Raw genomic sequence first — 26,648 nt, 5'->3', positions numbered from 1 at the left:
CGTCGGTCCGCCGATCCTCGACACCTTCCGCGACGCGATGGGGATGGACGCCGAGCAGGCCGAGCACACGCTCGCCGTGTACCGCGAGCACTACCTCTCGCACGGCGCACTCGACTCCGCGATGTTCCCCGGGATCGACGTCGTCCTCGGCACCCTGCACGCCGCCGAGCTGCCGATCTCCACGGCGACGAGCAAGCCCGAGACGCCGGCGACGTACATCCTCGAGCACTACGGCCTGACCGGCGACATCGACATCATCACGGGCGCGAGCGACGACGAGGTGCGCTCCTCGAAGGCCGACGTCGTCGAGGAGGCACTGCGCCGCCTCGACGCCCGCGGCTTCGACACGAGCCGCCCGGTGCTGATCGGGGACCGCCGGCACGACGTCGAGGGAGCGGCCGCGCACGGTGTCCCGACGATCTTCGCCGCGTGGGGCTACGGCTCCCCCGCCGAGGCCGAGGGCACCATCGCGCAGGCCGCGACGCCGCTCGACCTGCTCCCGATCCTGCTGCCGTCCTCGTGACGACCGGGGCGGGCAGCCGGGCCGGAGCGGGACTGCGCGGTGCCGCCTGGCTGCTGCCGGCCGCCATCGTCCTCATCGCGCTGAACTTCCGCGGGCCGATCGTCGCGACGGCGCCGGTCATCGGTGACGTGCGGGCGGACCTCGGCCTGACCGCGACGGTCGCCGGTCTGCTGACGACGATCCCGGTGCTCTGCTTCGCCCTCGCGACGCCGTTCGCCAGCTGGGTGATCGCCAAGGCAGACCCCGAGCGGGCGGTGTCGCTCTCGCTCGTCATCGTCCTGGCCGGCACCGTCGTGCGGTCGCTGCCCTCGGCTGCGGCCCTGCTCGTCGGCACCGCCGTGATCGGCATCGGCATCACGATCGGGAACGTGGTGATCCCCGTCGTCATCCGGCGGGACACCTCGCCCGAGCGGGTGGGCCTGGTCACCGGGGTCTACACGTCCGCACTCAACGTCGGGTCGATGATCACCTCACTCCGCACCGCGCCGATCGCCGCGTGTGGGGGCTGGCCGGTCGCGATCGCGGTCTGGGCCGTGTTCGCCGTGATCGCCGGGCTGGCCTGGACGTACGCAGTCGGGGCGCGGGCCGCGTGGCGCCGTCCGGCCGCGATCGAGCCCGTCGTCGAGACCGGGCCGATCGACCAGGTGCTCGGCACGGGGGCGATCCGGACGGTCGACGGCGGTGCGGCGTCCGCACCGGTGCGCCCGGCTCGTCGGCTCATCACCTGGGGTCTGACGCTGGCGTTCGGCGGGCAGGCGTTCTCGTACTACGCGCTCACGGCGTGGATCCCGACCCTGCTGCACGACGAGATCGGCTTCTCGAAGGCGTCCTCGGGCGCGAGCTCGTCGGTGTTCCAGATCCTCGCGGTCGTCGGGGCGCTCGGTGTCCCCGTGCTCGCGTCGCGGTGGCGTCCGCGCGCGATCATCGCCCTCGTCGCGTTCCTCTGGCTCGCGATGCCCCTCGGCATGCTGTTCGCCCCGCAGCTCTGGTTGCTCTGGTCCGTGCTCGGCGGCGCGGCGCAGGGCGGTGGCATCACCGTGATCTTCATCGTGATCGTCCGGATCGTGTCGAGCGACGCCGACGCCCGTCGGATGTCGGCGTTCGTGCAGGGCGGCGGGTACCTGCTGGGCTCCGCGGGGCCGCTCGTCGCGGGGTCGCTGCACGGGGTCACCGGCGACTGGACGGCACCGCTGCTCGTGGTGCTCGTCGCGGTGCTGACGCTCGGGGTCGTCGGGACGATCGCGGCCCGCCGCGTCGCCTGACACCGTCGGTCCTGAGATCGCGTTCCGGCTCGACCGCGGATCCGCTGGTGACGACGTGTCGCACCCACACGTCGTCTCAGCGCGGCGCACGGCTTCGGGGTGAGCTGGCGGCGCGGTCCCGGGCCACCGTCATCCGGTGCGGCCAAGGTCCTGCAGTGTGGACACTCGACGACCCGCCCGGTGGCGGGACCAGGCGCTCGCGGCGCGCGGCACGCTGCTCCTGATCGCTCTGGGCATGACCGTGCTGCTCGGCTGGAACCTCGCGCGCGGCGGTGACTCCGGGTTCTACGAGGCGTCCGCCCGGTCGATGTCCGAGTCGTGGCCGGCGCTCTTCTCGGGTGCGTTCGACCCGTCGGCGACGGTGACCCTCGACAAGCTCAGCGGGTTCGCGGTCCCCCAGGCGCTCAGCATCCGGCTGTTCGGCGACTCCACCGCGGCACTCGCGCTCCCCCAGGTCGTCGAGGGCCTCGTCACGCTCTGGGCCTGCTCACTCGTCGGACTCCGGTGGGCCGGGGTCGGGACGGGGCTCGTCGCCGCGGGTGCCGCCGCGACGACGCCGATCTTCGTCTCGATGTTCGCCCACCCGATGGAGGACGGCATGGTGACGGCGGCCCTGGCGGTGGCCCTGCTCTGCTGGCAACGCGCGGCGATCACGGGCCGGTGGTGGCCGCTCGTCGCCGCCGGGCTCGCGGTCGGCGTCGGGTTCCAGGCGAAGATGCTGCAGTCGTGGTTCGTGCTGCCCGCACTGGTCCTCGGGACGCTCGTCGCCACGGCCGGCCGCGACGGCACCCGTCTCGGCATCGGCGCCCGGACGGGTCGCGCGGTGGTCGTCGGCGGGGTGTCGGTCGTGGCGTCGCTCGCCTGGGTCGTCGGACTGGCCCTGACACCGGCCGGCGCCCGGCCGTGGATCGACGGCTCGACCGATGACAGCCCGTTCGCGATGGTGTTCGGCTACAACGGCATCGACCGGTTCCTGCCGGGAGCGGTGCCGGGCTCCGTCAGCACGACCGAGGGTCCCGCCGGACGGCCGACACGCCTGGGTGGGCCCGGCGGCGTGACGAAGCTCATCGAGCCGCACCTGGCGTCACAGGTCGCGTGGCTCCTCCCCGCGGCCGTGTTCGCGCTGGTCGTCGCGACCGTGGTGCTCGTCGCGCGACGGCGCTCGGCGTCCGACCCGCGTGCGGACGCCCGGGCCGGGACCACGGCACCCGTCCGGTCCGGCAGCGCCTTCGGGTCGGCGTTCGACACCCGCGCCGGTTCGGCAACGCTCCTCGTGCTCGGCGTCTGGCTCGCGACCGCGGCCGTCGTGCTCTCGGTGGCGAAGGTGCCGCACACCGCGTACGTCGCGGCGGTGGGGGTCCAGCTCGCCGTCCTCGCGGCGCTCGGGTGGCGCGGGGCCGTCGGCCTGCTCCGGGCGCAGTCGCCGTGGTTCCGTGCGGTGCCCGTGCTGCTGGCCGCCGCGCAGCTCGGGTGGTGGGTGTTCCTGGCCCGCGGTGCGTCGATGCCCCCGGTCCTCGCCACACCGGCGCTCGTCGTCGGGGCGGCGGCCCTGCTCGCGGCGGTGGCCGCGTTCCTGTGGCGACCGCGCTGGGAGGGGAGCCGCGGGCCGGGACTGCACCGCGCCTCCCGGACCGCCGTCGCCGTGGTCGCCGGACTCGCGCTCCTCGCCGGTCCCGCGGCGTTCTCGCTGCAGGCGCTCGACGCTGCACGCGACGGGAGCGGCAGCGACGCCTCGGTCGGCTCGTGGGTCGCGCGCTGGCAGGCTCCCAGCGGTCGTGCCGAGACCTACCGGGTGTCGCGTCCGGACTGGTGGGGCGGCTCGGCGACCCCGTACCCGGCGGTGTTCCGGCACCTCGTGGGGACCGCACGGCGGCTCGACGGGTACCGCGAGTCGGGGCCGCTCTTCCTGACGGACACGTGGCGCATCTCGTCGCCCGTGATCGACGCGACGGGGTTGCCGGTGCTGACCGACGGCGGGTTCTCGGGATCGGTGCCGGTCTTCACGTCGCAGCAGGTCCGCCGACGGATCGCGGACGGACTGCGCGTGCTGGTGGTGCAGGCCGGCGCGCCCGCGACCGACCCGGTGCTGCGGGCGGCCTGGGCGGGCGGGTGCCGTGCGGTCACCGACGTCGACCCGGGCGCCCGGGTCCCGGCACACCCGTGGGCGGTGACGGGTGTCGGGTGGACGGTGTGGCGGTGTGGCCTGCCGGGCCGGTCGGTGGACCGGCTGAACGGGCCGGCGCTGCCGCGACCCGCGCGACCCGCGCGGCGCGACGGCCTGGTCCGTCAGCCGGCGAGCAGCACCTCGCGCAACGACATCGGCCGGCGCCCCGTGACCCGCTCGACGTCGCCCGACACCCGTGCGAGCGCCCCCTCGGCGATCGCCGTGTAGGTGCTCACCCACGCGTCCGCCTGCCACGGCTCGGGGTCCCACTTCGCGCGAGACGCGTACGCCTCGTCGAGGGTCTCCGGGTGGTAGGTGACCTCGCGTCCACGGACCTCGGACACGGTGGCGGCCGCCTCGTGCAGCGTGACCGCCGCGGGCCCCGTCAGCTCGTACGTCCGGTCGAGGTGCGCCGCGGGGTTCCGCAGGACCTCGGTCGCGACCCGGGCGACGTCGGCTCGTGCGACGGCTGCCATGGCCCCGTCGCCCGCCGGCCCCCGGATCACGCCGTCCTCGCCGATCAGGTCCTCGACGAAGTCCAGGTAGAACGAGTCCCGCAGGAACGTGTGCGCCATCGAGGTCGCACGGATGGCCTCCTCGGTCGCCCAGTGGTCGCGGCCGAGGGTGAAGGTCGCGTCCGCAGCGGCACCGGAGAAGGACGTGTAGACCACGTGCTGGACGCCGGCCGTGGCCGCCGCCGCCACGAACGAGCGGTGCTGGGCGAGCCGGTCCACCGCCTCGGCGCCGGAGACCATGAGGAGCAGGTCGACGCCCTCGAGCGCCGCGCGACCGGCGTCGGCGTCTCCGTAGGACGCGACCGCGACGTCCGTCCCGGGCAGGTCGGGCGCGCGGGACGCGTCCCGCACGATCATCCGGAAGGGCACCCCGTCGTGGGCGAGGGCGCGCGCCACGGCGCCGCCGATCTTGCCGGTCGCGCCGGTGAGTGCGATGGTCATGGTCGCTCCTGTCGTGGTCGTCGCCGTGGTCTGGTGGTCAGGTCCGGACGATCCTGGAGGCGCGGGTCGCCGTGGGTGCGACCCTCGCCGCGTTCACGCCGTCGACCTCGACCGCCCAGGTGCGGGCCGCCTCGTGGTCGCGGCCGTGCCGCATGTGGCGGCCGACCAGACGGTCGACGCGGACCTGGTCGTCGACGCTGCAGAACCAGGTCTCGGTGAAGAGCTCGGCGAGCGCCGCCCACGGGCCGGTGTCGTCGAGCAGGTAGTTGCCCTCGGACACCACGAGCCGGGTCCGCTGCGGGACGGCGATGCTGCCCGCGACGGGCTCGTCCACCCGGCGGTCGAAGTCGGGCGCCCACACGACGGCGTCGCGGTTGCTGCTGAGCCGGCGGACGAGCGCGACGAAGCCGTCACCGTCGAAGGTGTCGATCGCCCCCTTGCGGTCGTGGCGGCCGAGGGCGTCCAGTGCCGCGTTCGCCAGGTGGAACCCGTCCATCGGGACCTGGACCGCGGTGCCGACACCGAGAACCGCGTCCACGCCGGCGACGACCCGGCGCGCGAGCGTCGACTTGCCGGCGCCGGGCGCTCCGGCGATGCCCAGCACGGTGCGCTGCCCGTCCGCGGCGAGCCGGACCGCGCGGGCGACCGCGTCGTCGACGGACATCTCGGGTGGGAGCACGGCTTCATCCTGGCAGAGCGGGCCGACACCGGCCCCCGGTGGTTCACTTGCCGCATGGTCGATGCGACGAAGGCGTTCAGCGGGTTCTCGGTGCGAGACGTGCCGGAGGCGAAGGCGTTCTACGAGGACGTCCTGGGGGTCGAGGTCACCGAGGACCACGGCATGCTCTTCCTGCAGCTCGGCGACGGTCACGGTGTGCTCGTCTACCCCAAGGGGCCCGCGCACGAGCCGGCGTCGTTCACGGTGCTGAACTTCCCGGTGCCGTCGGTCGACGACGCCGTGGACGAGCTCCGGGCGAAGGGTGTGACGTTCCTGCAGTACGAGGGCATGACGGACGAGAAGGGCGTGAACCGGAAGGGCGGTCCGCTCATCGCGTGGTTCACCGACCCCTCGGGCAACGTGTTGAGCGTCCTCGAGCAGTAGCGCTCCGCCCCTCGGTGGGGATCAGCGGTGCAGGAGGCCGGCCCAGCCGAGGGCGATCGGCACGACGAGTCCGTGTCGTCGGTGCGGCAGGTCCGCGATCGGGATCCAGGCGGCCTCGTCGGTCGAGCCGTCCTGCTCGGAACGGAGCGTCCCGCCGGTGATCGACGCGCGGAACACGACCTGCACGGCCTTCATCGCCCGGCCGTTCGCGTGGATGCGGCGCTCGGCGGGGACGACGTGGTGGCGCACCCCGAGCAGTTCGCCGACGGCGGCCTCGTAGCCGGTCTCCTCGCGGATCTCCCGCACGACGGCCTGCTCGACGCTCTCGTCGAACTCGACACCGCCACCCGGCAGGGTCCACGTGCCCGCCTCGGGGATCCGCAGCTTCGCGAGGAGCACCCGGTCACCGTCGGTGACCACGCCGTAGGCGGCGAGCCGTGTGTCGTAGTCCGTGTACTCCATCAGCCGACCATGCCAGGTGCGCGCGTCGGTGGTGCCGAGCCGCGCCGCGCCCGGCGGACCGGTCCGGCACCGCACCCGGTCGGCGCGACCGCTCAGACGCTCGCGGTGGCAGCTGCCCAGCCGACCCGCATCCGAGCGACCGCACGGTCGAAACCGCCGAGCGGGTCGACGTCGTCCCGCAGGAGCGACTGCAGCTGCAGGCCCTCGTAGAGGGCGACGAGCTGTTCCGCGGCGTGCCGGGGCGAGGTGCCGCGCGGCTCCCGTCCGGCGACGACGTCCCGCGCGAGGGCGAGGGTGACGTCCTCGAACGAGCGCGTGTACTGGCCCCGGAACCATCCGGCGGCGGGGTGGTCGGGGCTCGAGGCAGCGCTCAGCAGCGCGGTCCGGAGCCGGACGAGCGCGGGGTCGTCCCGTCCGACCTCGAGTCGCGCGCGGAGGTACGCGACCGCACCGGACCGCTCGGCCACGACCCAGAGCGCACGGCGGCTGCCGTTGTTCCACCGGTCCATGACCGCCACGACGAGGAGCTCCCACAGCGGGTAGACGCGTCGGACCTCGGCCTCCGGGACCTCGGCGCGTGCGGCGACCTCGGCGGGTCCGACGGCGTGGAAGTCCGCGTCGCGGTAGGCCGCGATCGCGCCCGTGACGATGCGGGCGCGCAGGTCGGCGTCGGACTCGGGCATGCCGTCGATTCTCCGGGGCGCGTCGTCGCCCCGCGAGCCGCCAGTTCAGGGGTGGCGCCGGACGCCCGGCTGCACCGGACGGCCGCACCACGGAGCCAGCCCCCGGCGCGGGTCAGCCCCGGTCGAACGACAGGGTCTCGTCGTCCGCCGCGGTCACCCGACCGGTACGCGCGAACTCGGCCCAGATCGCCCGGAAGGCCCGCCCGCGCCGCTCGACCTCGGGCCAGTCCCGCTCCGGCACGAACCGCGACCCGGCCCAGGCCTCGCGGCCGCCGAGCAGGAGCGGCAGGTCGCTCATGTGCACGGCCCCGGTCGGCTGCACGGTGACGCCGCGGTGCAGCCGGTACGAGGTCACCCGACCACCGGCCGCACGGTGACGTGCGGCGAACCGACGGACGTCCCGCCCGTAGATGACCTCGGACAGCGGGCGCACGAGCAGCCAGCGCAGCAGCGGCCGCACGGCGCGCACCCGGGCGAGCGACCGCAGCCCGGGGACGAGCGGCACGTACATCGCCGTCTCGTCCGCTCCCGACCCGATCAGGACGTCGACCGACGGGGCCGCATCGCTCCAGGCGCGTCCGGTGTCCCGCTCGGCGGGGAGCGGCGCGAACCCGTACTGCGTGCCGAAGGGCATGCCACCGGGCAGCCCGAACGGCGCGGCTGCGCGGGTGCCGAGCGCCTGCCGGTCGAGCACCTCGTCGAGCGGGGTGTCCGGGTGCACGGCGCCGACGGCCCTGGTCATCGCGCGGTTCATGCGCGCCCGACCCCGCGACAGCCCGAGCGGTGCGCTCTGGACGATGACCCGGCGGAACAGCCCGGCTGCGCCGTCGCTGATCACGAGGTGGGCCGCGGCGTCGCCCCCGGCGGACTGGCCCGCGACCGTGACGAGGTCGGGATCGCCGCCGAACGCCGCGATGTTCCGCTGCACCCACCGCAGTGCCTCGATGATGTCGAGGAGCCCGAGGTTCGCCGGCACGCTCACCCCGTCGCCGAGGAACCCGAGCACGCCGAGCCGGAACGTCACCGAGACGAACACGACGCGCTGCTCGGTGACGAGGTCGCGCGCGTCGTAGATCGGCAGGTCACCGCCGCCGATGACGTACGAGCCGCCGTGGATCCAGACGATGACGGGCAGCCGCCCGCCCGGCCGGACGTCGGCCGGCGCCGTGATCGACAGCCGTTGGCAGTGCTCGTCGGCGACGAGGCCCTCGACCGGGTGGAGCAGCTGGTCGACGAAGGTGGCCTGCGGCTGCGGTGCCACCGGCGACGGGGTGGTCGCCCGGAACGGCTCGTCGAACACCGCGACGGGCTCGGGCAGCGCGAAGCGCTCGGCGTGCGCGTAGGGGATGCCGAGCGCCCGGACGACGCTCCCGTCCGCCACGCCGGTGATGCGTCCGGCCGGCGGGTCCCAGGTCAGCGAGTCGGCGTCGAGCATCCGTCCACGCTACCCAGCGCGACCAGTGGACGGACTGGAGGCGCGGGGCGGGCCCGCACCGCGCCTCCAGGCCGGCTATCGAACCCGCTTGATGGGGATCACCACAAGGGCACCGAGGAGTGCGACGACACCCGCGGCCCAGCACATCAGGACGTAGTTGTCGGCGTGCGAGCTGCCGATCGACAGGAAGAAGAGCGAGATCGCCGGCGCGAGCGACTGGGGCAGGGCGTTCGCGATGTTGATGACGCCGAGGTCCTTGCCGGGACGGTCCGCGTTCGGGAGCACGTCGACGACGAGCGCGGTGTCGATCGCCGAGTAGATGCCGTAGGCGAAGCCCATGATCACCTCGGCGACGTAGAAGCCGTTCACGGTCTCGGCGTGCGCGAGGACGACGAGGCCCACCGCGAAGAGCGCCGTCGAGCCGCCGACGAACACCTTGCGGCGACCCAGCTTGTCGGACGCCCACCCCGAGAGCGCCGCGCTGACCAGGAGCGCGATCGTGTAGAGCAGCACGCCGAACGCGACGGCCTCGGTGGCGTCCTTGGCCTGCTCGATGCCGATGTGCTCCTGCATGTAGAGCAGTCGGTACGTCGTGAACATGAACGTGGCGAGGATGATCAGGAAGCGCGACCACCACGCGAACGCGAAGTCCGGGTTCTTGATCGGGTTCGTCCAGAACGACGAGATGAGGTTGAGGAAGGTGAACTTCTTCAGCGTGAACGTCGGCAGCTCGTCCCGCGCGACGACCGCGTAGACGGCGACGAGGATGATCGCGAGGATGCCGGGCGCGATGAACAGCACGGGCAGGTTCGCGACGAAGAACACCGACAGGTAGGTGCCGGCGAGGACGGCGAGGTTCTGCGCGAGCGCGATGATGCTCGACGACCGGCCGCGCTGGAGCTGCGGGACGTTGTCGGCGAAGCTCGCCAGCAGGGTGGCGAGGGTCGCGTTGGCGGCGAGCTGGGCGAGCAGCCACGCGAGCGTCAGGTTGAGGACGTCGGGTGCGTAGGCGATCCAGGCCAGGGCGATCGCGAAGACGACGACCCCGCTCATGAGCCACGGACGACGCCGGCCCCAGCGAGTGCGGGTGCGATCGGACAGGGCACCGGCCAGGGGGTTCATGATGAGCGCGCCGAACGCCCCGATCGGCAGGACGGAACCGATCACGTTCGCGGCGTCGTCCCCGACCAGGGCCTGCGCCTTGAGCTGCATGCTGACGTAGACCGGCGCCATGAGCGCGACGAAGAGGCCGAACTGTCCGAAGAACAGCGCGATCTGGTAGCCGATGCCCACCCGCATCGTGCTGACCGGCTGCGTGATGCCCTCTTCGGGGTGCAGCAGTGCCGGGCTGCCGGGTTCGGGTGTGCTCATGACGCCTCCTTGAGTCGATGCTTTGCCGTCAAAACCATCTTTCGCACGGTTTTGACTGGCTGAGCATACAACGACAGGTGTCGTTCATGGCAAGACGCACGTCACGGAGCGTGGCAAAACTACACACCGGGTGGTTTTTGGGGTAGCGTCGTCCTCGATCTCGCCGTGGAGCATCGCTCCTCGACGGACTGCGACCCCCGGTGCTGCGACACCTGGACGTCGCGACACCCAGTCAGGACCGAAGGAGCCTCACGCAATGCCCACCACCTCTGTGCAGCTGTACTCGCTGCGCGACGCCATCGCGGAAGACCTCGACAAGGCGATCGCCCGTGTCGCCGAGATCGGGTACGAGAACGTCGAGCCCTACGCGTTCGTCGAGCGCGCCGCCGACCTCGAGCGGGCCTTCGCCGCCACCGGCCTCAAGGCCCCGTCCGGTCACGTCGCCGTGATCGACGCCGACGACACGACGCCGATCTGGGACGCCGCAGAGCGCCTCGGCATCCAGACCGTCATCGACCCGTTCATCCCGACCGACCGCTGGCAGACCGCCGACGACGTCGCGAAGATCGCCGAGCGCGTCAACGTCCTCACCGCCGAGGCCGCCACCCGTGGCCTGCAGTTCGGCTACCACAACCACCAGTGGGAGTTCACGAACAAGGTCGACGGCCGCACGGTCTACGACCTGTTCGTGTCCCAGATCAGCCCGGAGACGGTGCTCGAGGTCGACACGTTCTGGGCGACCGTCGGTGGGGCCGACGCCCCCGCCGTCCTCAAGTCGCTCGGCGACCGCGTCGTCGCGATCCACGTCAAGGACGGCAAGGTCGACGGTGACATCCTCACCGCGCTGCCCTCGTCCGAGAGCGCACTCGTGGTCCCCGAGGCGCTGCAGCGCGCCTTCGAGAACCAGACCCCCGCCGGTCAGGGCGACGTCGACGTGGCGGGCATCCTCGCCGCCGCGCCGCAGGCCATCCGCGTGGTCGAGTTCGACGCGTACTCGGGCGACGTCTTCGAGGGCATCACGGAGTCCCTCGCCTGGCTGAAGGACAACGACAAGTGACCCGTGTCGGGATCGGCATCATCGGTGCCGGCAACATCTCCTCGCAGTACCTGGAGAACCTGACCAAGTTCGCCGACGTCGAGGTCCGGTTCGTCGCCGACGTGCTGCTCGACCGTGCTGCGGCCCAGGCAGCGGAGTACGGCGTCGCCGCGTCCGGTTCGGTCGAGGAGCTCCTCGCCCGCGACGACATCAGCATCGTGATCAACCTGACGATCCCGGCGGCCCACGCCGAGGTCGACCAGCAGATCATCGACGCCGGCAAGCACGTGTGGAGCGAGAAGCCGATCGCGACCGACCACGAGTCGGCCGCCGCGGTCCTCGCGTCCGCGAAGGCCAAGGGGCTGCGCGTCGCGACCGCGCCGGACACCGTGCTCGGTGCCGGCATCCAGACTGCGCTGCGTGCCATCGCCCGCGGTGACATCGGCGAGCCGCTCTCCGCGACGACGCTGTTCCACGTCCCCGGTCCCGAGGCGTGGCACCCGAACCCGGACTTCCTCTTCGCGAAGGGCGCCGGCCCCCTGTTCGACATGGGCCCGTACTACGTGACGACCCTCGTGCACGCGTTCGGCACCGCCAGCCGCGTACAGGCCGTGTCCTCGAAGTCGCTCGAGCGTCGCACGATCGCGTCCGGTCCCCGCGCCGGCGAGACGTTCCCGGTCGAGGTCCCCACGCACCACGCCGCGCTCATCGAGTTCGCCGGCGGGCAGTCCGCCCAGTCGACGTTCTCGTTCCAGCACGCGCTGCCGCGCATGGGCTTCGTCGAGATCAACGGCACGCTCGGGACGATCTCGCTGCCCGACCCGAACACGTTCGAGGGTGCCTCCCAGCTCTGGCGCTACGGCCAGGAGGAGCCCGAGACCCTCGAGGCCGTCGGTTCCACCTGGGGTCGGGGCACCGGCGTCGTCGAGCTCGCCCGCGCCATCGCCGAGGACCGGCCCGAGCGCGCCTCGGGTGCGGTCGCGCTGCACGTCCTCGACGTGCTGCTCGGCATCCGCGACGCGGCCGAGTCGGGTTCCGCGGTCGACATCACGTCGACGGTGGACCGTGTCCCGCCGCTGCCGGAGGACTTCGATCCGTCGGCCGCGGTGCTCACCGCGTAGGTTCCCGATCCGCAGGACGGCCGGCTCCGATAGGGACCGGCCGTTCTGCGTTCCACGGGGGCCAGGAGGCGCGGCGCGGCGCCGGTGGGTCAGCTAGCGCCCGGCGGCGGCGAGCCACTCGCGAAACGGAGTGCCGACCGTCTCGACCTCCGGATCCGGGAGGAGCGCGCCGTCCCGGAAGGCCCGGCCTCGGGTGGTCTACCGCGACGTTCCAGGAGACCTGCGAACCGCCAAGTCCCGCCCAGTGCTGCATAGCCGGGGAAGTTGCTCGGCGACGTGGAGATGGAGCGAAACGATATCGGCAGGATCGCCAGAAGGGCCGCGGACAGAGCAAGAACAAGACGTACGACGCGGTGGCGGCCCGACCACGCCCTCCAACCACATGCGGCCGGCATTTCTGGACCACCTTCAGGCATTTCCTATCTTTCAGTATCGGACTCGTTGGGTTCCAGTTCTTGATCTATCGATACCCACGACGCCCTCCGTTGGATCTGCCTGTTTCGGCCGCGGCCGACCGATCCGCCATCGCTCGAACATCCTACATCGTGAATATCGCTAGGCATCCGAGCGCAATGCCGAAAAAATGAAGAAGACGCCCGCGCCCCGCACTCCCCACGTCATTCTTCGATCACCTCCTCCATGCAATCCGAACAAGGACTCAATTCCGCGTTGCATTGACGATCCAACAGCATTCGCAGCAACAAACACCAAGACCCCGAAGAGGACGATGATCAGTCCAGTTACAGCATCTCGCCCTGCATGTCACTCAGCCCCATGTGCTCGTGTAATCACTGACTGAGCTGACTCCGATGCCAGCATCCACGGTTGCAGCTGCACCAGCACTCGGGTTGCCGCCCTCGAGGTCCGCCGACCTTGCCCCTTGGAAACCACATACATAGGCAAACCCAAGCGTCGTGTCCTGCGTCTTCGCTTCGGTCAAGGCGAGACCATGATTGTGACATTCCTTCGACTCGCGCTCAAACGCCTTTCCGATCGATGCACGGCAGGGCGGCGGCCGCAGTCCTATCCGCACGTCACCGGCTCAGCAGCAGAACCAGAGCACCGACGGCCATAACAGCGATGCCCACTGATGCGACCACTCCACGCATCTTTGGAGTCGATGGCCGCTCCCTCTGCCTACGAGCAATCCAAGGTATTGCAGCCAGTCCCCCGACGATCAGTAATACTCCCAGAATCAGAGGGAGAGCGCTCACCTCAGTACCCACCTTCTCCAATTCTCCGAACCACATCCAGACCAGTCGAAAGTTGCTCGTCGATCGATTATCCGTAGGCTACGTCTTGGTAGTGCTGATCGAACATGCTGGCTCAACAATCCCGTACCGCACCCGACCGCGAAGCCGGCTAGAGCTCCCCAAGGATCGCCGTGCGCACCCAGGAGCATTCCGGCACCTCCATTGAAGAGACACCGACCGACAGGTACGTCAAGACAAAATTCGGATCAGAGACGCCACAATGAAGTACGATCCGATAGCTATCATTCCTATTCCGATTATCACTATAAACCGAGGTGCATAGGAGGGACGGAAGCTAGATGATACTGCACGTGTCATTTGTCTTTCTGCATGCGCTGCTGCGGCGTTGCGAAAGATTATCAAATTCATACCTAAGACAACAGCCACCGCGCCAACAATGATAAAGATCACCAGATGCTCCCTGTTCAGGTGAAGTCCACTCCGCAGCCAGCGCCGCCCCCGACCCCGCCCTCGCAACCGCCAGAATAATCCGTTGGCACTGGGCTTGTGTTGGAGCTCGACACGCTTCCCGTTACAAGGCCTCCTGCGCCAGCAGTGCAGGAGAAACCACCGGTCCAGGGAGACCGCCGCTGAACGCCCCTTAGGGTTTCCGCGCCGTAGGGGTCGCAGGAGACGGTGAAGGCGGTGTTGCCGGTGTCGGCGATCGCGGCTGTGGGATTTCCAACCCCGTCAACGACCCACATGCTCGTGACATCGTCGGTGGTTTGCAGGTCCAGTGGCTGTCCGGTCGTCGGGTCGCTGATCACGGAAGCAGTCCCCGTGCCGACGACGGTGCGGGATGTGATGCCCTTGCCATACGTGTAGTCGTGATCGGCTCCGCCGTCCGTGGACTGCTTGAGGAGCTTGTTCAGGTCAGCGCCGGCGTACTCGTACCGGGTAGTGACGCCGTTCTTCGTCGACGCCGTCATCTGCTGCGCGTCGTTGCACGTGAACGTCTCACCCGGTGCTGCGGTCAGGGTCCCGACCCCGTCGTACGCATACTTTGTGAGCCCGTTCCCTGCCCGCGTCGCATATGTATGCCAACGTTGTGTTCGACGCGCCGCCGATTTGCAAAACGGCGACCGCTCTGCACGAGCTGTTAGCGGCTACCTTTGCGCGCGGCTGACGTGCCATAGTATCCGAACAAAGTAGCCGCGATAAGGAGGACGATAGCCGCGACCAGTAACGGCACCCAGGGCGTGAAGCCGGTCACGGCTGCGACAACTGTAAGCACAATCAACGCAATTAAAATAGGCCCGAAGATCCACGCGAGAATCCGGCGAAGGCGCGCCATATCGTTCTTAACAGGCACTTACAACACTTCCAATCCCATCGACTACGCCATACGCAGAAGAAGCCAGTCCCACCACACTGAGAGCCCCTAGCGCCACGGAGGCCCCGAATGAAGGAATGACGGCCGCGCCAGACAAGACTAGCCCTCCGGCAGATGCGATTAGACCGGCACCGGCGAAAACGAGCCCTGTGACAGCGTGAGTGCACTCGGAAAACTGCCCGGTCGGATCTGACCCATTTATTGGGTCGCAGCCCACAAATGCATACCGGTTCGCGTTGCTCGGGTCGAGCGGGACGTCCAGAGTGTCTCGTTCGATCCATTGCCCGGTTGTGGCGGATTGCCAGCGGTACCCGAACTTCGCCAGTCCCGCGTCGCTATTGCTTGCGCGGAGTCCGGTTTTGTACCCGTAGGGGTTCTGCTGCCACTGCGTGCTGCTCCCTCCCTTGGTGACGGCCTCGGCGCCATAGGCGTCGTAGGAGACTTGGTACGCGATCTGGCCGGTATCGGCGATCGACGTGGTCGGGTTCCCGATGCCGTCGAGGACGTAGAGGCTGGTGACGTTGTCGCTGGTGCGGAGATCCAGTGGCTGCCCGGTCACCGGGTCGGACACGACCGACGCGGTACCGATGCCGATCTGCTTGCGGGTGGCGATCACGGGGACGCCGTTCTGGTCGGTGGTGCCATACGTGTAGTCGTACTCCGCACTTCCGTCCGTCGACTGCGTGAGCAGCTTGTTCATGTCGGCGCCGGCGTACTCGTAACTGGTCGTCACACCGTCCTTCGTCGAGGAGGTCAGCTGTTGCGCCGCGTTGTACTTGTACGTCTCCCCCGGCGCCTCGGTGAGGTTGCCGGTTCCGTCGTAGGTGTACCCGTCCGTGGTGATCTGCGCGGCGGCGTTGTAGGTCAGCTTCTGGTCACTTATGACAGCGTTGGTGGCGGCGTTGGTCGCCTTGGCCTCCGTGCGGTTGCCAGCAGCGTCGTATGTGTACGTCCAGTTCATTGGGTTGGTGCCGCCGGTCTGTGTGATCCCGGTGAGGTGCTTGCTGGGGGTGCCATCGGTGTTCTTGTACGCGTAGTTGGTCACCTGCCCGGTGATGTTGTCCTTCGCCCACTGCAGCTTCGTGCGGTCGTTCGCCGTCGACACTGTGCAGGTCGGAGCCGTGGTGGAAGCCATGTAGCAGTATTCGGTGTCGACTACGAGCTGCGGGTCCTCGTCGGCGGCCCAGGCCTGCACCTTGGTGACCTTGCCGGACTTGTCGTAGGTCAGCTTCAGGTGTGCGCTCCAGGTCGCCGGAGCAACACCGGGCGTCGCCGACGTGTCGGCGCCGAGCCAGGTGTCGGTGCGGCGGCCCTGCGGGTCGGTGAGGTAGACCTGCTTCGCCGTGCCCGAGCTCGTTGGGTATGTCGTCGCGGTGAGGACCTCGGACGCGTCGTATGTGTGGGTCACAGTGCCGGTGGAGTCGATCACCTGCGCGATGTTCCCGGCGAGGTCGTACCCGTAGGACACGGTCCCGCCACCGGCAGTGTTCACCGTGGAGATGAGCCGGTTGCGCTGGTCGTACGTGTTGGTGATGGTGCCCGTGGCGGAGGTCTGGCTGGTCTGGTTGCCGTTGCCGTCGTAGACGTTGGTGACCGTCGCGGTACCGTCGCTGAACGCGGTGGTGGTGGTCCGGTCGTCCTTGTCGTACCCGTATGTGGTCGTGTTCCCCCGGCCGTCGGTCTCGGTCGCGACCCGGCCGAACGCGTCATACGTGTAGGTCTTCACGCCGAGACTCGTGCCGGTGGGCGGGGTGATCTTCGACAGCTGCTTGTTGCCGTCGTAGGTGTAGATGGTCGAGTTCGATCCGTTCCCCGGCGCCGTTGCACTCTTCACTGTGCCGTCGTCGTTGTACGACACCTTCGCCTGCACGCTCGAGTCCGACCCGGACTGCGATGATGTCTGGTTCCCGACGCCGTCGTAGCCGATGGTCGTGCTGTTACTCGAGCTGTCAATGACCTTGGACGGCAGGTACGCCGTGGCAGATCCGGACCCGTACTCCGCGGTGCTCGAGGAGCCCGAGCCGGTGGTGGACTTCGTCAGCGACTGGCTGCTGTTCTTGCCGTACTCATTCGACGTCGTTCCCGTCCCACTGTCACCGGGCGCACCGATCGTCGACTTCGCGACACCGTTGTTCGCCGAGTTGTAGGTCTTCGACCGCTCACGACCAGCCGCGTCGATCGCCTTCGTGACGAGGTCCCCTGCGTTGAGCGTGTACGTGGTGTGGTCCGCCGTCGCGACGGGCTGGCTCTGGTTCGAGCGGGGGTCGGCGACCTGCGTGGTGTCACCGTCCGTGTACGCGAAGCGGGTGACCGCGGTCCCCGGGGACCCGGCTGTGGTGTTGGCCTGCGAGACCTTCGTGACCCGCTTGGTGGAGTCGTACGTGAACGAGGTCACCCCGCCGGTGGGCGCGGTGATCGAGGTGAGGTCCCCGCTGGTGTACCCGAACGTCGTCTTCGCGCCGGTCGCGTCCGTGTACGTCGTGATGTCGCCCGCGGCGTTCTTCACCCACGACACACGCCGCGAGCTCGAGCCGGAGGTCTGCGTGAACGTCGTCGTCCCGTTCGCGTAGGACACGTTCGCCGTCTTCGCACCATCTGTGCCCGCGGTGGAGACCAGGGTGCCGAGAGAGAACTTGTCCGCCGCGGGGTTGAAGCTGACCTGGTTGCCGTTGCGGTCGTTGACACTCGTGGGCTGGCCGCCGAGGCTGAAGTGGATGACCTGGTTCGTCGTCCACGACGTCAGCGTGTACTCCCGCGTCGTCGCGTTCGCGACCCGCGCCAACGTCATCTGCAGGCCGGGCGGGGACGTGAACGCACCAGCCGTACCGGTGGGCTTGAACTGCCACGCCGTCCCGACCGCGTCCGTGTAGACCACACCCGCAGCGTTCGCCGACAGGTCTCCCGCACCGGCGAGGGCGTACTGCCACCGGTTCGCTTCCATCGTGTTGCTGTTCGCGGTCGTCGTCGACCGCGAGTTGTACGCGGCACCGATCGTCGTGCTCTGCGTCACGCCCGGCAGCGTCAACGCGCTGGTCGTGACGAGCAGGTTGCCCGAGCCGACGTCGACGCTGGCGTTGGTCTGGTCCGAGATCGGGAACGGCAACGTCGTCGCCGACGTCCGCTGCCCGGTCACGTTCGTCGACACCGGCCCGCCCGGCAGCCAGTTGTAGGTGCCCTGCAGGTCGAGGACGAAGTCGGTGGTCCCGGAGGAGTTGTTCTGGATCCGCACCTTCCCGTTCGATCCCACAGGCAGGATCGCCGTCGTGGTCCGGATCGATGACGTCGGCGCGTACCCGATGACCGCGCCCGTCGGCTCCGACGAACCGTCAGCCCACGCCTTCGCGTACCCACCGGTCGTACCCGAGTGGATCGCCGTGACGGTCACCGCCACCGCAGACAAGCCACCCTCGATCGTCCCGATGCCAGCAACACCCGCGACCTGCACCGCGACCGAAGCGTTCGCGCCGACGCTCGACGACGTGCGCGTGTCGACGATGCGGCCCGTACCGGGCGTGAACCCGCCACCCGGGTTGCTGGGGACGAAGTACCCCTGCACGTCGACCTGGATCTGCACGGTCCCACCGTCGGGGGCGTTGTCGATCGTGATCTTGCCGTCAGAACCGACGGCGACCTGCGCACTCATCGCGGTGGTCAGCTTCGTCGACGGGTAGTTCAACGACCCCGTGCTCTTCGGACCGTCCGACGGTGATGGGCGCACCCAGCCAGCGCCGCCACCGGTGTTCTGCACCACGACACTGACCGCGACCGCGGCCGCGTTCGTCGGCACACCACCCTTCCCGGTGACCTGGAACGTGATGCTGTCCCCACCCGACAGCGCCCCCTGCCGCACGTTCGTGCCGTCCGCGGTGTTCGCGATCCGGGTCCCCGACAGCGGGACGAACCCGCCGGCACCGACCCCGTTCGCCGTGGACGTGTAGTAGCCCGTGACGTCCAGGATCACCCGCGACTGCGCCGTCGACGTGTCGATCCGGATCGCACCGTCGTCCCCGACCGCGAGCAGCGACGTGTTCGAGGTGTTCCCCGCCACACCACTGCCGTAGATCATCAGCAGCGTCGGCCCGTCGCTCGACTCAGCACGGCCCTTCAGTTGCCCGGTACCGTTCGCGTCCGCCACGGTCGCCAGCACACTGATCGCGCCGACACCGTCAGCGGGGATGCCCTTCACCCCGGCGACCGGCACCGTCGTCGACGAACCGGCAGGTGTTGCGCCATCGAAGATCCTCGCGTTCGTCGGCAGCGGCACGAACTGCCCACCTGTGCCCGTCACCGCGGCCTCCGCGGGAGCGGGTGGCGAGACCACCGCCAACGACGACCCCAGCAGCGCCACCAAGGTGACGACGGCCAGCACGACCCAACGAGAACGAACAGACAACGGCGACGTCGCGAACACGCGCAGAACCCCTCAACAGGTCGCAGCCAGCGGAGCCGCCCCCATGACGGCACTGTGCAACCACACAGCACGCTACGGAGCATCCCTCACCACTGCTCCCCCACTAGAGGGGGTAGAAAGTTCCGCGCTCGAACCGATACGCCTCCAGCTCTAGCGGATGACGAGGTCGTCGAGTCGCGCGCGGGTGTCGGTCATCCGGATGCCTTCCCGCGTCGCGGAACCGTTGAAGCTGTCCGCGCTGGAGTAGGCAACGGAGCCGCCGACGTAGACCTTGATCTTCGCGCCGTCGGCCCTGACCCGCACGGTCGAGCCGGGCTTGACCTCGCGGTCCAGTGCCTTGCCGATCTGGATGAACCGACCGTTGACGCGCTTGTAGACCTTCGCGTTGCCCTTGCCGGACCCGTGGACGTCGACCACGAAGTAGTCCTTCGCACTGCTCAGTCGCCACACCGGCCCCGAGCCCTTCGACGAGATCGTCGTCATCGTGAGGCTGATGTCCACCATGCGCTTCCCGGTGTCGACGGTGGCCGCGGATTCGCGGACACTCCCGGAGCTGGCACGGTAGGCGCGGCCACCAGTGATGCCGTACTTCACTCCGCCGACGGTCGAGTAGGACCGACCGTGCAGGTCCTTGCCGAGTCCGGTGATGAGGTCGGACCGATTGAACGAGTCGTAGCGGACCGCCGGAGCCGGCGTCACGACGTTCTGACCCTCACGGAGTCGCACACCGCGCAAGGCGGAGGTGATCGCCGCGGTGATGTGCACCTGTCCGACGTCGTTCGGGTGCTGGCCGTCCGGCCCGAGCATCGTCGCTTTGTCCCATCCGGTGGACGCATCGGCGATGATGACCGATCCGTCCTTCGGGTACTCCGAGACGACGCTCCGCAGGGAGCGGTTGTACCGGGCGACGTCAGCGTCGGTCAGTGGTGACGGGTACCGCGCGTAGCCCTTCGACGTCGACGGGGTGTCGAGCACGACGACGATCGTGGGCGGGAACGGCCCGGTGCCACGAACCCAGTCGATGAACCCTCGGACGTTCGCCCTGAACGTGGTCTCGGGGACGTGCCGGCCGACGTCGTTCTGGCTCCCGAGGTACGAGACGACCCCGTAGTCGCCGCGGTTCCACGTCGAGCGCGCACGGGCGAGGATCTGCGCCGTCGACGCCCCACTGATCGTCTCGTTCGACCAGAGTGCCGGGTCCGCGCCGAGGCCGTCACGGACCATCGCCGGGTACATCCTGCTCGGCACCGAACCAGAACCGGGTTGCACCTGCCCGAACGAGTGACCGTACGCGGCGTACCGCACACCGCGCAGCACCTCGTTGCCGGGCTCCGGAGCGGCCTGCGCGCCGCTCGGGAGGAGCGCGCCGATGACTGCGAGGACGACCGTCGCCGCCGTGATGACGACAGAGCGATGACCACGGGTCGTGCGCATGTGCGTCCCCTCCGGACGCTGCGTGCGCCACGACAGATGTGGGCGCACCGATCGCACCCCTGGCCCACGCTAGGACAGAAGCATGCTCAGTTTCTGCTCCCCGTTCGCGTGACACGCGAAGGGACGAGGACAGGGAGACCGCAGCTGAACACCCCCTCACCCACTCGCAGCGATGCCCGGCGACCAGCGCCGCCCGCCGCTGCCAGGATGAGCGCCGTGCGGAGACGATGGGTGGTGCTCGGTGGGATCGCCGCCGTCGCACTGGTCGCCGCCGGCACGGTGACCGCGGTGTCGGTGACGCACGCGCAGGCCGTGGCCCGGCGACTCCCGCCCGCGAGCGCATCCTCGGAGCAGGTCCTCCGCGTCTACCTCCGGGCCGCGACGGCGCACGACTGCGGCCTCACCGAGGCCCTCTCCGACGGCGCCTCGGACCCCACCGCTTGGTGCGGCGGACGGACCCCGTCCTCGTGGTTCGACGACCACCCGGACCTGCTCGGCTACCGGCACATCGGGGCGGTCTCACGACTGAGCGCGAAGGAGACGGGCCGGTCGGCGGAGGAGTGCATCCCGGTCGACATCACCGAGACGAACATGAACGGTGCCGATCCGGGCGTGCTGGCGGGGTGGCAGTTCTGCTTCCGCCACACCCCGCAAGGCTGGCGCCTGACCGACGAGGGCTACGGCTGATCGACCGGGCTCCGGCTGACGAACGACGGTGACGGACAACGATGACGACCGGCCAGCGAGCGCCTCGGCTGACCGCCGTCACCCGAGGAACGGGTCGACGACCGCCCAGGTCGCGTCCGGGTTCTCGAGGTGCGGCAGGTGGCCGGCGGCCGGCACCACGTGGAACTCCGCACCCGGGATCGCGGCAGCGACGGCGCGCCCGTACGCCGGGGTGACGACACGGTCGCTCTCGCCGAACACCACGAGGGTCGGCACGGCGACCGCACCGAGCCGCCCGAGCAGGGTCGGGTCGCTCATGGACCGTCCGGCGACGACTGCCATGGTCAGCCCGTTGGCCTGCTGCACCGCACGCTGCTCGTCGGTCATGGTGGCCGGATCGCGGTGTCCACGCTCGGGGTCGTGCCACGCGACCTCGGCGAGCCCGCGGGCATCGAGCGCGAAGAAGTCCGCGATGGGTTCACCCTCGACCACGGCGCCGACACCGTCGATGTCGACCACCGCGCCGACCACGCCGGAGTAGCGGTGGTCGGCAGCCGCGCGCAACGCCATCTCGAGCGCGAGCCACCCGCCGATGGACGAGCCGACGAGCACCACGTCGTAGAGCCCCTCGGCGACGAGTCCGTCGAGGTAGGACGTCGCGAGGGCCCCCACCGAGTCGATCTCGGCCGGTCGGTCGGTGCCGTCCCAGCCCGGGTGGGTCGGCGCGAGGACGTGGAACGACGGTGCGAGGTGCCGAGCGATCGCGGCGACCGTCTGCGGGCCACCGCCGCCGTGCAGGACGAGGGCGGTCCGGGGAAGCGGGGGAGGAAGTGGACATCTGCGCAACCTATCTCAACATGTTTATCTACGGATGTTGATACGGTAGCACCATGACGACGGACCTGGAAGCGCTCGGACAGGCGGTCAAGCGCGCGCAGTACCGCAACCACCGCGCGATGGACGGCGCCCTGCGCGACGCCGGGGTCTCCCTCGTCCAGTGGGATGCCCTCCGTGCGATCGACCGGATGCCGCACGCGTCCGGGCACGACCTCGCCGTCGCGACCTTCCAGAGCGACCAGGCGTTCGGCACGCTCGCGAACCGGCTCGTCGACCGCGGGCTCATCGCGCGGACCGCGGGGCGGGGGCGGCGGATCGAGCACTCGCTCACCGACGAGGGACGCGCCACCCTCGCGCACGGCCAGCGCATCGCCGCCACGGTCCTCGACGACCTGTTCGCACCGCTCGGCGAGCACGACCGGGCGACGCTCGCGACGGTCCTCGGGACGCTCCTCCGTGACGAGGCACCCCCCGTCACTCGGACGGCCTGACGCCCCTCAGCCGGCCGGCGGCACGATCTGCTCGAGCAGCCGGAGCACCCGCTCGCCGTCCACGGCCTCGGGGTCGAGCAGCCACTGCACCTGCAGCCCGTCCGACGCCGCGATGCTGAGTGACGCGAGGTCGACGGGGTCGAGGTCCGCCCGGATCCGCCCGGACGCCTGGTCCGCCTCGATCAACGCCGCGAGCTCGGCCCGCAACCGGGTGAACCGCTCGCGCATGAAGTCCCGGGTGGCCGGGTGGCCCTCCTGCACGGCGTCGGCCGCCAGCGTCGTGTAGAGCTGCACCAGCCCGGGCACCGCACGGTTCCGCGAGGCGCTCTCGCGCATGTCGCCGATCGCGGACTTCATCCGGTCGGGGGCGCCCTGCTCGCGGACCTCGTGCTCGCGGTAGACCGCGAGCAGCAGCTCGTCGCGGCTCGGGAAGTAGTGGCGCAGCGCGGCGTGGGTGATCCCGAGCGCTTCGGCGACGGATCGCAACGAGGACGCGTCGACGCCCTGGTCGGCGACCATCCGGATCGTCTCGTCGAGGATCTGGGTCCGACGCTCGGCTCCCTTGCGGTAGCCGCGTCGCGGCGTGGCCGCGTCGTCGTCGGGGTGCGTCATGCCCCCAACTTACCGCTGGAAGGTTTTTTCCGGGAGGCGCGGATCGCCGGGGCGCGGGACCATCCGGTCCGTCAGTGGCCGGCTTCGTCGTCGACCGTGTACTCGTCGACCGGCGCGGGGGCTCCGCCGACGAGTGCCTCGGTGATCCGTGCGAGGCACCGGGCGAGCACGTCGTTCTCGTCGGACGACAGGTCATCCATGACCCCGACCACGGCTTCGTGGAAGCGCGCGTAGGACGCGTCGATCTTCTCGGCCGCCTGGTCCGTCGGCTCGAGGACCTGGGCGCGACGGTCGGTGGGGTGCGGGGCGCGGACGAGGTCGCCCTTCTCGACGAGCCCGTCGACGATCTTCGTCACCGAGGCGTTCGACACCGCGAGCATCACGGCGAGGTCCTTCGGACTCATCGCCCGACCGTCCCGGTGCGCCTGGAGCATGTACCGCACGGCGAGGAACTCGTTCTTCGAGAGACCACTCTCGGACCGCGCCTGCTCGAGCTGCTGCTCCTCGGCGTGCTGCAACCGGAGGAGGGCCTCGAGCGCACCCTTCGCGGCACGCGTCCGGGGTTCCCGGGCGTAGAGGTGCATGTGCTCGCGGCGGACGACGGTCAACGGCATGTGGTCGGGTGTGCTCTCTGCCTGGTTCGGGTCGGGGATCTGGTTCGGACCGGTACGGCGCGGTCTAGGCGGCCGGGACCGAGAAGAAGTCGGCGTAGGACGGCTCGGCGCGGCCGGACAGCAGCGACGGGTCCTGGATGCGGCGCTGGACGTACGCGTCGATCACGGCGGGGTCGGTCAGCCCGACGCGCGTGTGCGTCCCGCTGAGCCGTGTCTGTCGCGGCATCCCGGTGTACGTGCTGTGCATTGCGATACCGCCCTTCGTCATCCGTGCTGTCCCGTGTGGACGTCAGAACTATTTCACGGAGTAAACGATCAGGGCAACGAACTGTTCGTGTTCTGTACGGTTAGCGCACCGAATTGTTAGAAGAACCGAACTACATCGGTGTCGTTCCGAGCATCGCCGCCGCCATCACCGCGACGGCGACCCCCATCGCGAGCGTCTCCACCAGGCCGAGCACCGGGGAGCGGTGCCGCACGCCGTCCCGCACCATCCGGGCGGTGAGGACCAGGTGACCGACCGCGAGGCCGGCCAGCACGAGGTGCCAGGTGACCCCGACGACACCGGCGTGCTCGTGCATGCCGGACATCCCGACGCCGGACGCGGCCGGGCCGCCCATCCCCCCGACCCCGAGCGCACCCATCGCGAGCAGGCCGAGCGCGGCGTGCAGTCGCCCGAACCGGCCGTGCGCCGAGGCGTCGCGACCCGCCGGGGCCGACCCGTCCCTCCGCGGCCCCGCCGCATCCGGACCGGTCTGGAACCGGTGCGCGGCCGCCACCGCGACGGCGAGCGCCGCGAGCACCACGAACCAGACGACGCCGGGCAGGACCCGTGGTGCGAACACGCCGTCGAGCATCGCCGCGACCATCACCAGCGCGGCGAGCACGTCGACCGCACGGCCGGGGCGCCAGGCCCCGACCGTGCAGCAGGCCCCGGCGGACGCCGGCACGATGGCGGCGAGCCCGAGCACGTCGGTCACGTCAGTGACCGTGCCCGTGGTCGTTGGTGGCCGCGTCGTGGGCGGCCTCGACCCCGCCGGACGCGTGGTGCGAGCAGTGCGACGCGGCCGTCGCGCCGATCGCCGCCGGCACGTTCAGCGCCGGGTTCCGCGGGAAGAACCCGTACGGCTTCAGCGTGAACTTTGCGTAGTCGACCGGCATCACGGGCCAGTCCTCGGGTCGCGGGAAGTGCGTCGGACCGAAGGTGTGCCACAGCACGATGTCCTCGCCGTCGAGCGACCGGTCGCCCTGGACGTACCGGGCCACTCCGTCGCCGCCGGGGTTCTGGTGCACGAAGTCTCCCGCGGCGAAGCGCTCCGCCGGGTCGTACTGCGTGACGTACAGGTGCTTCCGGGCGAACTCGGCACGGGACGCCACCGAGGACGAGTCGTCGGCGAGCAGCACCGGAGCGTCCTGCGGGTACAGCACGTAGCCGGTGGGACGGTCGAGGTGGTTGCGCTCCTCGGTGTTCGAGATGAACCACGTGCGGGCCTTCGACGCGTCGGCGAGCCGGCCGGACGTCGCCTCGGACGCGATGCGGGTCACGGACTTGGTGAAGGCGTTCCCGTGCTCGTTGCCGGGGCCGACCGGCACGCGGACGGCGTCGACCTCGTCCACGGCGTTCGACAGCCCGTCGACCATCATGTCGAGCCGCGCCGAGAACAGGTGCTGGTGGTACGGGGCACCGAGGCCGGGGGCGACCTCGGAGGCGTACGGGTAGTCCGCGCCGTCGTCGGAGCGTCCGGGGTAGGACGACGTGAAGAGCACACCGGTGAGCTTCGCCTCGCACTCGATCGTGCCGTCGAGGTACAGGTACCAGTAGAACCCGTAGTCGTAGTTGCCCACGGTCGTGAAGAACGAGATCACCAGGCGACGGGAACGACGGACCTCCTGCGAGCCGGTGTAGATGTCACCGTGCTTCCAGAGCGTGCCGAAGTCCTCCTCGTGCATGCAGATGCCGTTCCGGATGGTCTGCGGGTTCCCGAGTTCGTCGGCCAGCACGGCGTCGAAGTACCGGATCTCGCCGACGCAGTCGCAGCCGAGCTCGAGCGAGTTCGTGAAGCGTCCGAACAGGTACTCGCCGGTGTCGAAGTAGTTCTGCCAGAACCGCACCGGGGCCGGGTCGCCGTACGGCACGAGCATCTCGTCGATCGACGCCCGGTACACGATCGGGCGCAGCCGTTCGCCGTCCTGCCACGACAGCTGCCGGAGCACGAGCCCCTCGCGGGCGTCGAAGCCGACCTGGAACCGCCAGTTCGCCCACTCGACGAACTCGCCGTCGACGCGGAACGACGGTCCCTCGGGCTGGGTGATGACGATCGGCTTGAGGTCGAGCGGCTCGCCCTGCATCGCCGGGTCGTCGAAGTTGCCGGAGGTCGTCGGCACGGGCATCTCCGCCACGTCCACGATCCGCGTCACCGTGCGGTTCGCGGCGTCGACGTAGGCCGACAGCCCGTCGACGGGGTGCGCCCACACGTGGTCGGCGGGGTGGTCCTGCTTGAAGGCGAGGACCCGCAGGATGCGTCGGCCGACCTCCTCCGGGTAGTCGTAGTACCCGGCGGACAGCGGGACGCACTTGACCTCGTCGGCGGACAGGCCGCGCTTCGCCAGGGCGGCCACCCAGCGCTCGTCGGCGTTGGCGATCTCACCGACGGCGTCGAACTCCTCGATGAGGACCGGCAGCTGACCCCGGGAGCCGTCGAGGACGTCGGTCCGCAGCACCGCGCCGGTGGTGATCGACACGACACGGTCCGTGGAGCGACCGGTCGCCATGTCGAGCAGCATCACGCGTGCCGTGCGGTCCGGCAGGGGGCCGTCGCCGGCCTGCCATGCGAGGACCTCGTGCTTGGGCGGCTCCTCGAGGCCGACGTACGCGAAGCGGG

Annotated in this window: 23 protein-coding genes; 8 read left to right on the top strand and 15 right to left on the bottom strand. The window is 70.0% G+C overall.

Going from position 1 to position 26,648, the window contains the following annotated elements:
- From I5E_RS10145 to I5E_RS10135, 3 genes are all read left to right on the top strand, one after another.
- On the top strand, window positions 1–523 hold a 523-nt coding region (locus I5E_RS10145), incomplete at its 5' end, for an HAD hydrolase-like protein (RefSeq protein ID WP_022906881.1).
- On the top strand, window positions 520–1,785 hold the full coding sequence (locus tag I5E_RS10140) for an MFS transporter (protein ID WP_022906880.1): 1,266 nt from the start codon (window positions 520–522) through the stop codon (window positions 1,783–1,785). The genes I5E_RS10145 and I5E_RS10140, both read left to right, overlap by 4 nt.
- Window positions 1,786–1,942: 157 nt before the next feature.
- Complete coding sequence (locus tag I5E_RS10135; protein ID WP_022906879.1) at window positions 1,943–4,177, top strand: ArnT family glycosyltransferase; 2,235 nt, start codon at window positions 1,943–1,945, stop codon at window positions 4,175–4,177.
- Here the strand turns inward: I5E_RS10135 and I5E_RS10130 are convergent.
- Both I5E_RS10130 and I5E_RS10125 read right to left on the bottom strand, forming a co-directional pair.
- Window positions 4,072–4,905 carry an SDR family oxidoreductase gene (locus I5E_RS10130; protein ID WP_022906878.1) on the bottom strand — a complete coding sequence of 278 codons (834 nt, stop codon included), beginning with the start codon at window positions 4,903–4,905 and terminating at the stop codon, window positions 4,072–4,074. The two genes, I5E_RS10135 and I5E_RS10130, sit on opposite strands and share 106 nt — an antisense overlap.
- 37 nt (window positions 4,906–4,942) lie before the next feature.
- Complete coding sequence (locus tag I5E_RS10125; RefSeq protein WP_022906877.1) at window positions 4,943–5,584, bottom strand: nucleoside/nucleotide kinase family protein; 642 nt, start codon at window positions 5,582–5,584, stop codon at window positions 4,943–4,945.
- Window positions 5,585–5,638: 54 nt separating this feature from the next.
- On the opposite strand from I5E_RS10125, the gene I5E_RS10120 reads away from it, so the two are divergent.
- Entirely contained in the window at window positions 5,639–6,007 is a 369-nt protein-coding gene (locus I5E_RS10120) for a VOC family protein (protein ID WP_022906876.1), read from the top strand.
- Window positions 6,008–6,028: 21 nt separating this feature from the next.
- On the opposite strand, the gene I5E_RS10115 is transcribed toward I5E_RS10120, so the two are convergent.
- The 4 genes from I5E_RS10115 to I5E_RS10100 form a co-directional block, all read right to left on the bottom strand.
- Entirely contained in the window at window positions 6,029–6,469 is a 441-nt protein-coding gene (locus I5E_RS10115) for an NUDIX hydrolase (RefSeq protein ID WP_022906875.1), read from the bottom strand.
- Window positions 6,470–6,561: 92 nt separating this feature from the next.
- Window positions 6,562–7,152: a TetR/AcrR family transcriptional regulator gene (locus tag I5E_RS22700; RefSeq protein ID WP_022906874.1), complete on the bottom strand. Its 591-nt coding sequence runs from the start codon at window positions 7,150–7,152 to the stop codon at window positions 6,562–6,564.
- A 112-nt stretch (window positions 7,153–7,264) separates the two neighbouring features.
- Window positions 7,265–8,587 (bottom strand): carboxylesterase family protein, encoded by a 1,323-nt coding sequence (locus tag I5E_RS10105; protein WP_022906873.1) that lies wholly within the window; start codon window positions 8,585–8,587, stop codon window positions 7,265–7,267.
- A 75-nt stretch (window positions 8,588–8,662) separates the two neighbouring features.
- Window positions 8,663–9,958 (bottom strand): MFS transporter, encoded by a 1,296-nt coding sequence (locus tag I5E_RS10100; protein ID WP_022906872.1) that lies wholly within the window; start codon window positions 9,956–9,958, stop codon window positions 8,663–8,665.
- 256 nt (window positions 9,959–10,214) lie between these two features.
- Between I5E_RS10100 and I5E_RS10095 the strand changes: the two genes are divergently transcribed.
- Window positions 10,215–11,015: a sugar phosphate isomerase/epimerase family protein gene (locus I5E_RS10095; protein ID WP_031262134.1), complete on the top strand. Its 801-nt coding sequence runs from the start codon at window positions 10,215–10,217 to the stop codon at window positions 11,013–11,015.
- On the top strand, window positions 11,012–12,115 hold the full coding sequence (locus I5E_RS10090) for a Gfo/Idh/MocA family protein (protein WP_022906870.1): 1,104 nt from the start codon (window positions 11,012–11,014) through the stop codon (window positions 12,113–12,115). Before I5E_RS10095 ends, I5E_RS10090 begins: the two co-directional genes overlap by 4 nt.
- A gap of 1,678 nt (window positions 12,116–13,793) precedes the next feature.
- Here the strand turns inward: I5E_RS10090 and I5E_RS10085 are convergent.
- The 3 genes from I5E_RS10085 to I5E_RS10070 form a co-directional block, all read right to left on the bottom strand.
- Entirely contained in the window at window positions 13,794–14,297 is a 504-nt protein-coding gene (locus tag I5E_RS10085) for a hypothetical protein (protein WP_022906869.1), read from the bottom strand.
- 372 nt (window positions 14,298–14,669) lie between these two features.
- Window positions 14,670–18,989, bottom strand: a complete 4,320-nt coding sequence (locus I5E_RS10075; RefSeq protein ID WP_148286922.1) for a beta strand repeat-containing protein — start codon at window positions 18,987–18,989, stop codon at window positions 14,670–14,672.
- A 273-nt stretch (window positions 18,990–19,262) separates the two neighbouring features.
- The gene (locus I5E_RS10070; RefSeq protein ID WP_022906866.1) at window positions 19,263–20,546 is read right to left on the bottom strand and encodes an SGNH/GDSL hydrolase family protein; all 1,284 of its coding nucleotides are present in this window, start codon (window positions 20,544–20,546) and stop codon (window positions 19,263–19,265) included.
- A 216-nt stretch (window positions 20,547–20,762) separates the two neighbouring features.
- Here I5E_RS10070 and I5E_RS24465 point away from each other — a divergent pair, with 216 nt between their 5' ends.
- A complete protein-coding gene (locus I5E_RS24465; protein WP_148286921.1) occupies window positions 20,763–21,233 on the top strand; it encodes a hypothetical protein in 471 nt (156 codons plus the stop codon).
- Between the two features lie 78 nt (window positions 21,234–21,311).
- Here the strand turns inward: I5E_RS24465 and I5E_RS10060 are convergent, their stop codons facing one another.
- Window positions 21,312–22,058 (bottom strand): alpha/beta fold hydrolase, encoded by a 747-nt coding sequence (locus I5E_RS10060; protein WP_022906864.1) that lies wholly within the window; start codon window positions 22,056–22,058, stop codon window positions 21,312–21,314.
- Between the two features lie 44 nt (window positions 22,059–22,102).
- Here I5E_RS10060 and I5E_RS10055 point away from each other — a divergent pair, with 44 nt between their 5' ends.
- Entirely contained in the window at window positions 22,103–22,540 is a 438-nt protein-coding gene (locus tag I5E_RS10055; RefSeq protein WP_022906863.1) for a MarR family winged helix-turn-helix transcriptional regulator, read from the top strand.
- Between the two features lie 6 nt (window positions 22,541–22,546).
- Here I5E_RS10055 and I5E_RS10050 read toward each other — a convergent pair whose 3' ends face one another.
- From I5E_RS10050 to I5E_RS10030, 5 genes are all read right to left on the bottom strand, one after another.
- Window positions 22,547–23,152, bottom strand: a complete 606-nt coding sequence (locus tag I5E_RS10050) for a TetR/AcrR family transcriptional regulator (protein WP_022906862.1) — start codon at window positions 23,150–23,152, stop codon at window positions 22,547–22,549.
- A gap of 71 nt (window positions 23,153–23,223) precedes the next feature.
- On the bottom strand, window positions 23,224–23,766 hold the full coding sequence (locus I5E_RS10045) for a MarR family winged helix-turn-helix transcriptional regulator (protein ID WP_022906861.1): 543 nt from the start codon (window positions 23,764–23,766) through the stop codon (window positions 23,224–23,226).
- A 64-nt stretch (window positions 23,767–23,830) separates the two neighbouring features.
- Window positions 23,831–24,013, bottom strand: a complete 183-nt coding sequence (locus tag I5E_RS10040) for a hypothetical protein (RefSeq protein WP_022906860.1) — start codon at window positions 24,011–24,013, stop codon at window positions 23,831–23,833.
- 130 nt (window positions 24,014–24,143) lie between these two features.
- Complete coding sequence (locus I5E_RS10035) at window positions 24,144–24,746, bottom strand: hypothetical protein (protein WP_022906859.1); 603 nt, start codon at window positions 24,744–24,746, stop codon at window positions 24,144–24,146.
- 1 nt (window position 24,747) lies between these two features.
- Window positions 24,748–26,648, bottom strand: a 1,901-nt coding sequence (locus I5E_RS10030) for a primary-amine oxidase (RefSeq protein WP_022906858.1), incomplete at its 5' end; no start/stop codon positions are given.

Origin of the sequence: Curtobacterium sp. B18 (genome assembly GCF_000333375.1) — a bacterium.
Lineage (GTDB): Bacteria > Actinomycetota > Actinomycetes > Actinomycetales > Microbacteriaceae > Curtobacterium.
This window is presented reverse-complemented; position numbering and strand designations above follow the sequence as displayed.

Coding starts and splice junctions, on each gene's coding strand:
- I5E_RS10130 (WP_022906878.1), bottom strand. CDS start 4,905: ATGACCATCGCACTCACCGGCGCGACCGGCAAGATCGGCGGCGCCGTG.
- I5E_RS10120 (WP_022906876.1), top strand. CDS start 5,639: ATGGTCGATGCGACGAAGGCGTTCAGCGGGTTCTCGGTGCGAGACGTG.
- I5E_RS10115 (WP_022906875.1), bottom strand. CDS start 6,469: ATGGAGTACACGGACTACGACACACGGCTCGCCGCCTACGGCGTGGTC.
- I5E_RS22700 (WP_022906874.1), bottom strand. CDS start 7,152: ATGCCCGAGTCCGACGCCGACCTGCGCGCCCGCATCGTCACGGGCGCG.
- I5E_RS10105 (WP_022906873.1), bottom strand. CDS start 8,587: ATGCTCGACGCCGACTCGCTGACCTGGGACCCGCCGGCCGGACGCATC.
- I5E_RS10100 (WP_022906872.1), bottom strand. CDS start 9,958: ATGAGCACACCCGAACCCGGCAGCCCGGCACTGCTGCACCCCGAAGAG.
- I5E_RS10095 (WP_031262134.1), top strand. CDS start 10,215: ATGCCCACCACCTCTGTGCAGCTGTACTCGCTGCGCGACGCCATCGCG.
- I5E_RS10085 (WP_022906869.1), bottom strand. CDS start 14,297: ATGACGGCGTCGACGAAGAACGGCGTCACTACCCGGTACGAGTACGCC.
- I5E_RS10070 (WP_022906866.1), bottom strand. CDS start 20,546: ATGCGCACGACCCGTGGTCATCGCTCTGTCGTCATCACGGCGGCGACG.
- I5E_RS10055 (WP_022906863.1), top strand. CDS start 22,103: ATGACGACGGACCTGGAAGCGCTCGGACAGGCGGTCAAGCGCGCGCAG.
- I5E_RS10050 (WP_022906862.1), bottom strand. CDS start 23,152: ATGACGCACCCCGACGACGACGCGGCCACGCCGCGACGCGGCTACCGC.
- I5E_RS10045 (WP_022906861.1), bottom strand. CDS start 23,766: ATGCCGTTGACCGTCGTCCGCCGCGAGCACATGCACCTCTACGCCCGG.
- I5E_RS10040 (WP_022906860.1), bottom strand. CDS start 24,013: ATGCACAGCACGTACACCGGGATGCCGCGACAGACACGGCTCAGCGGG.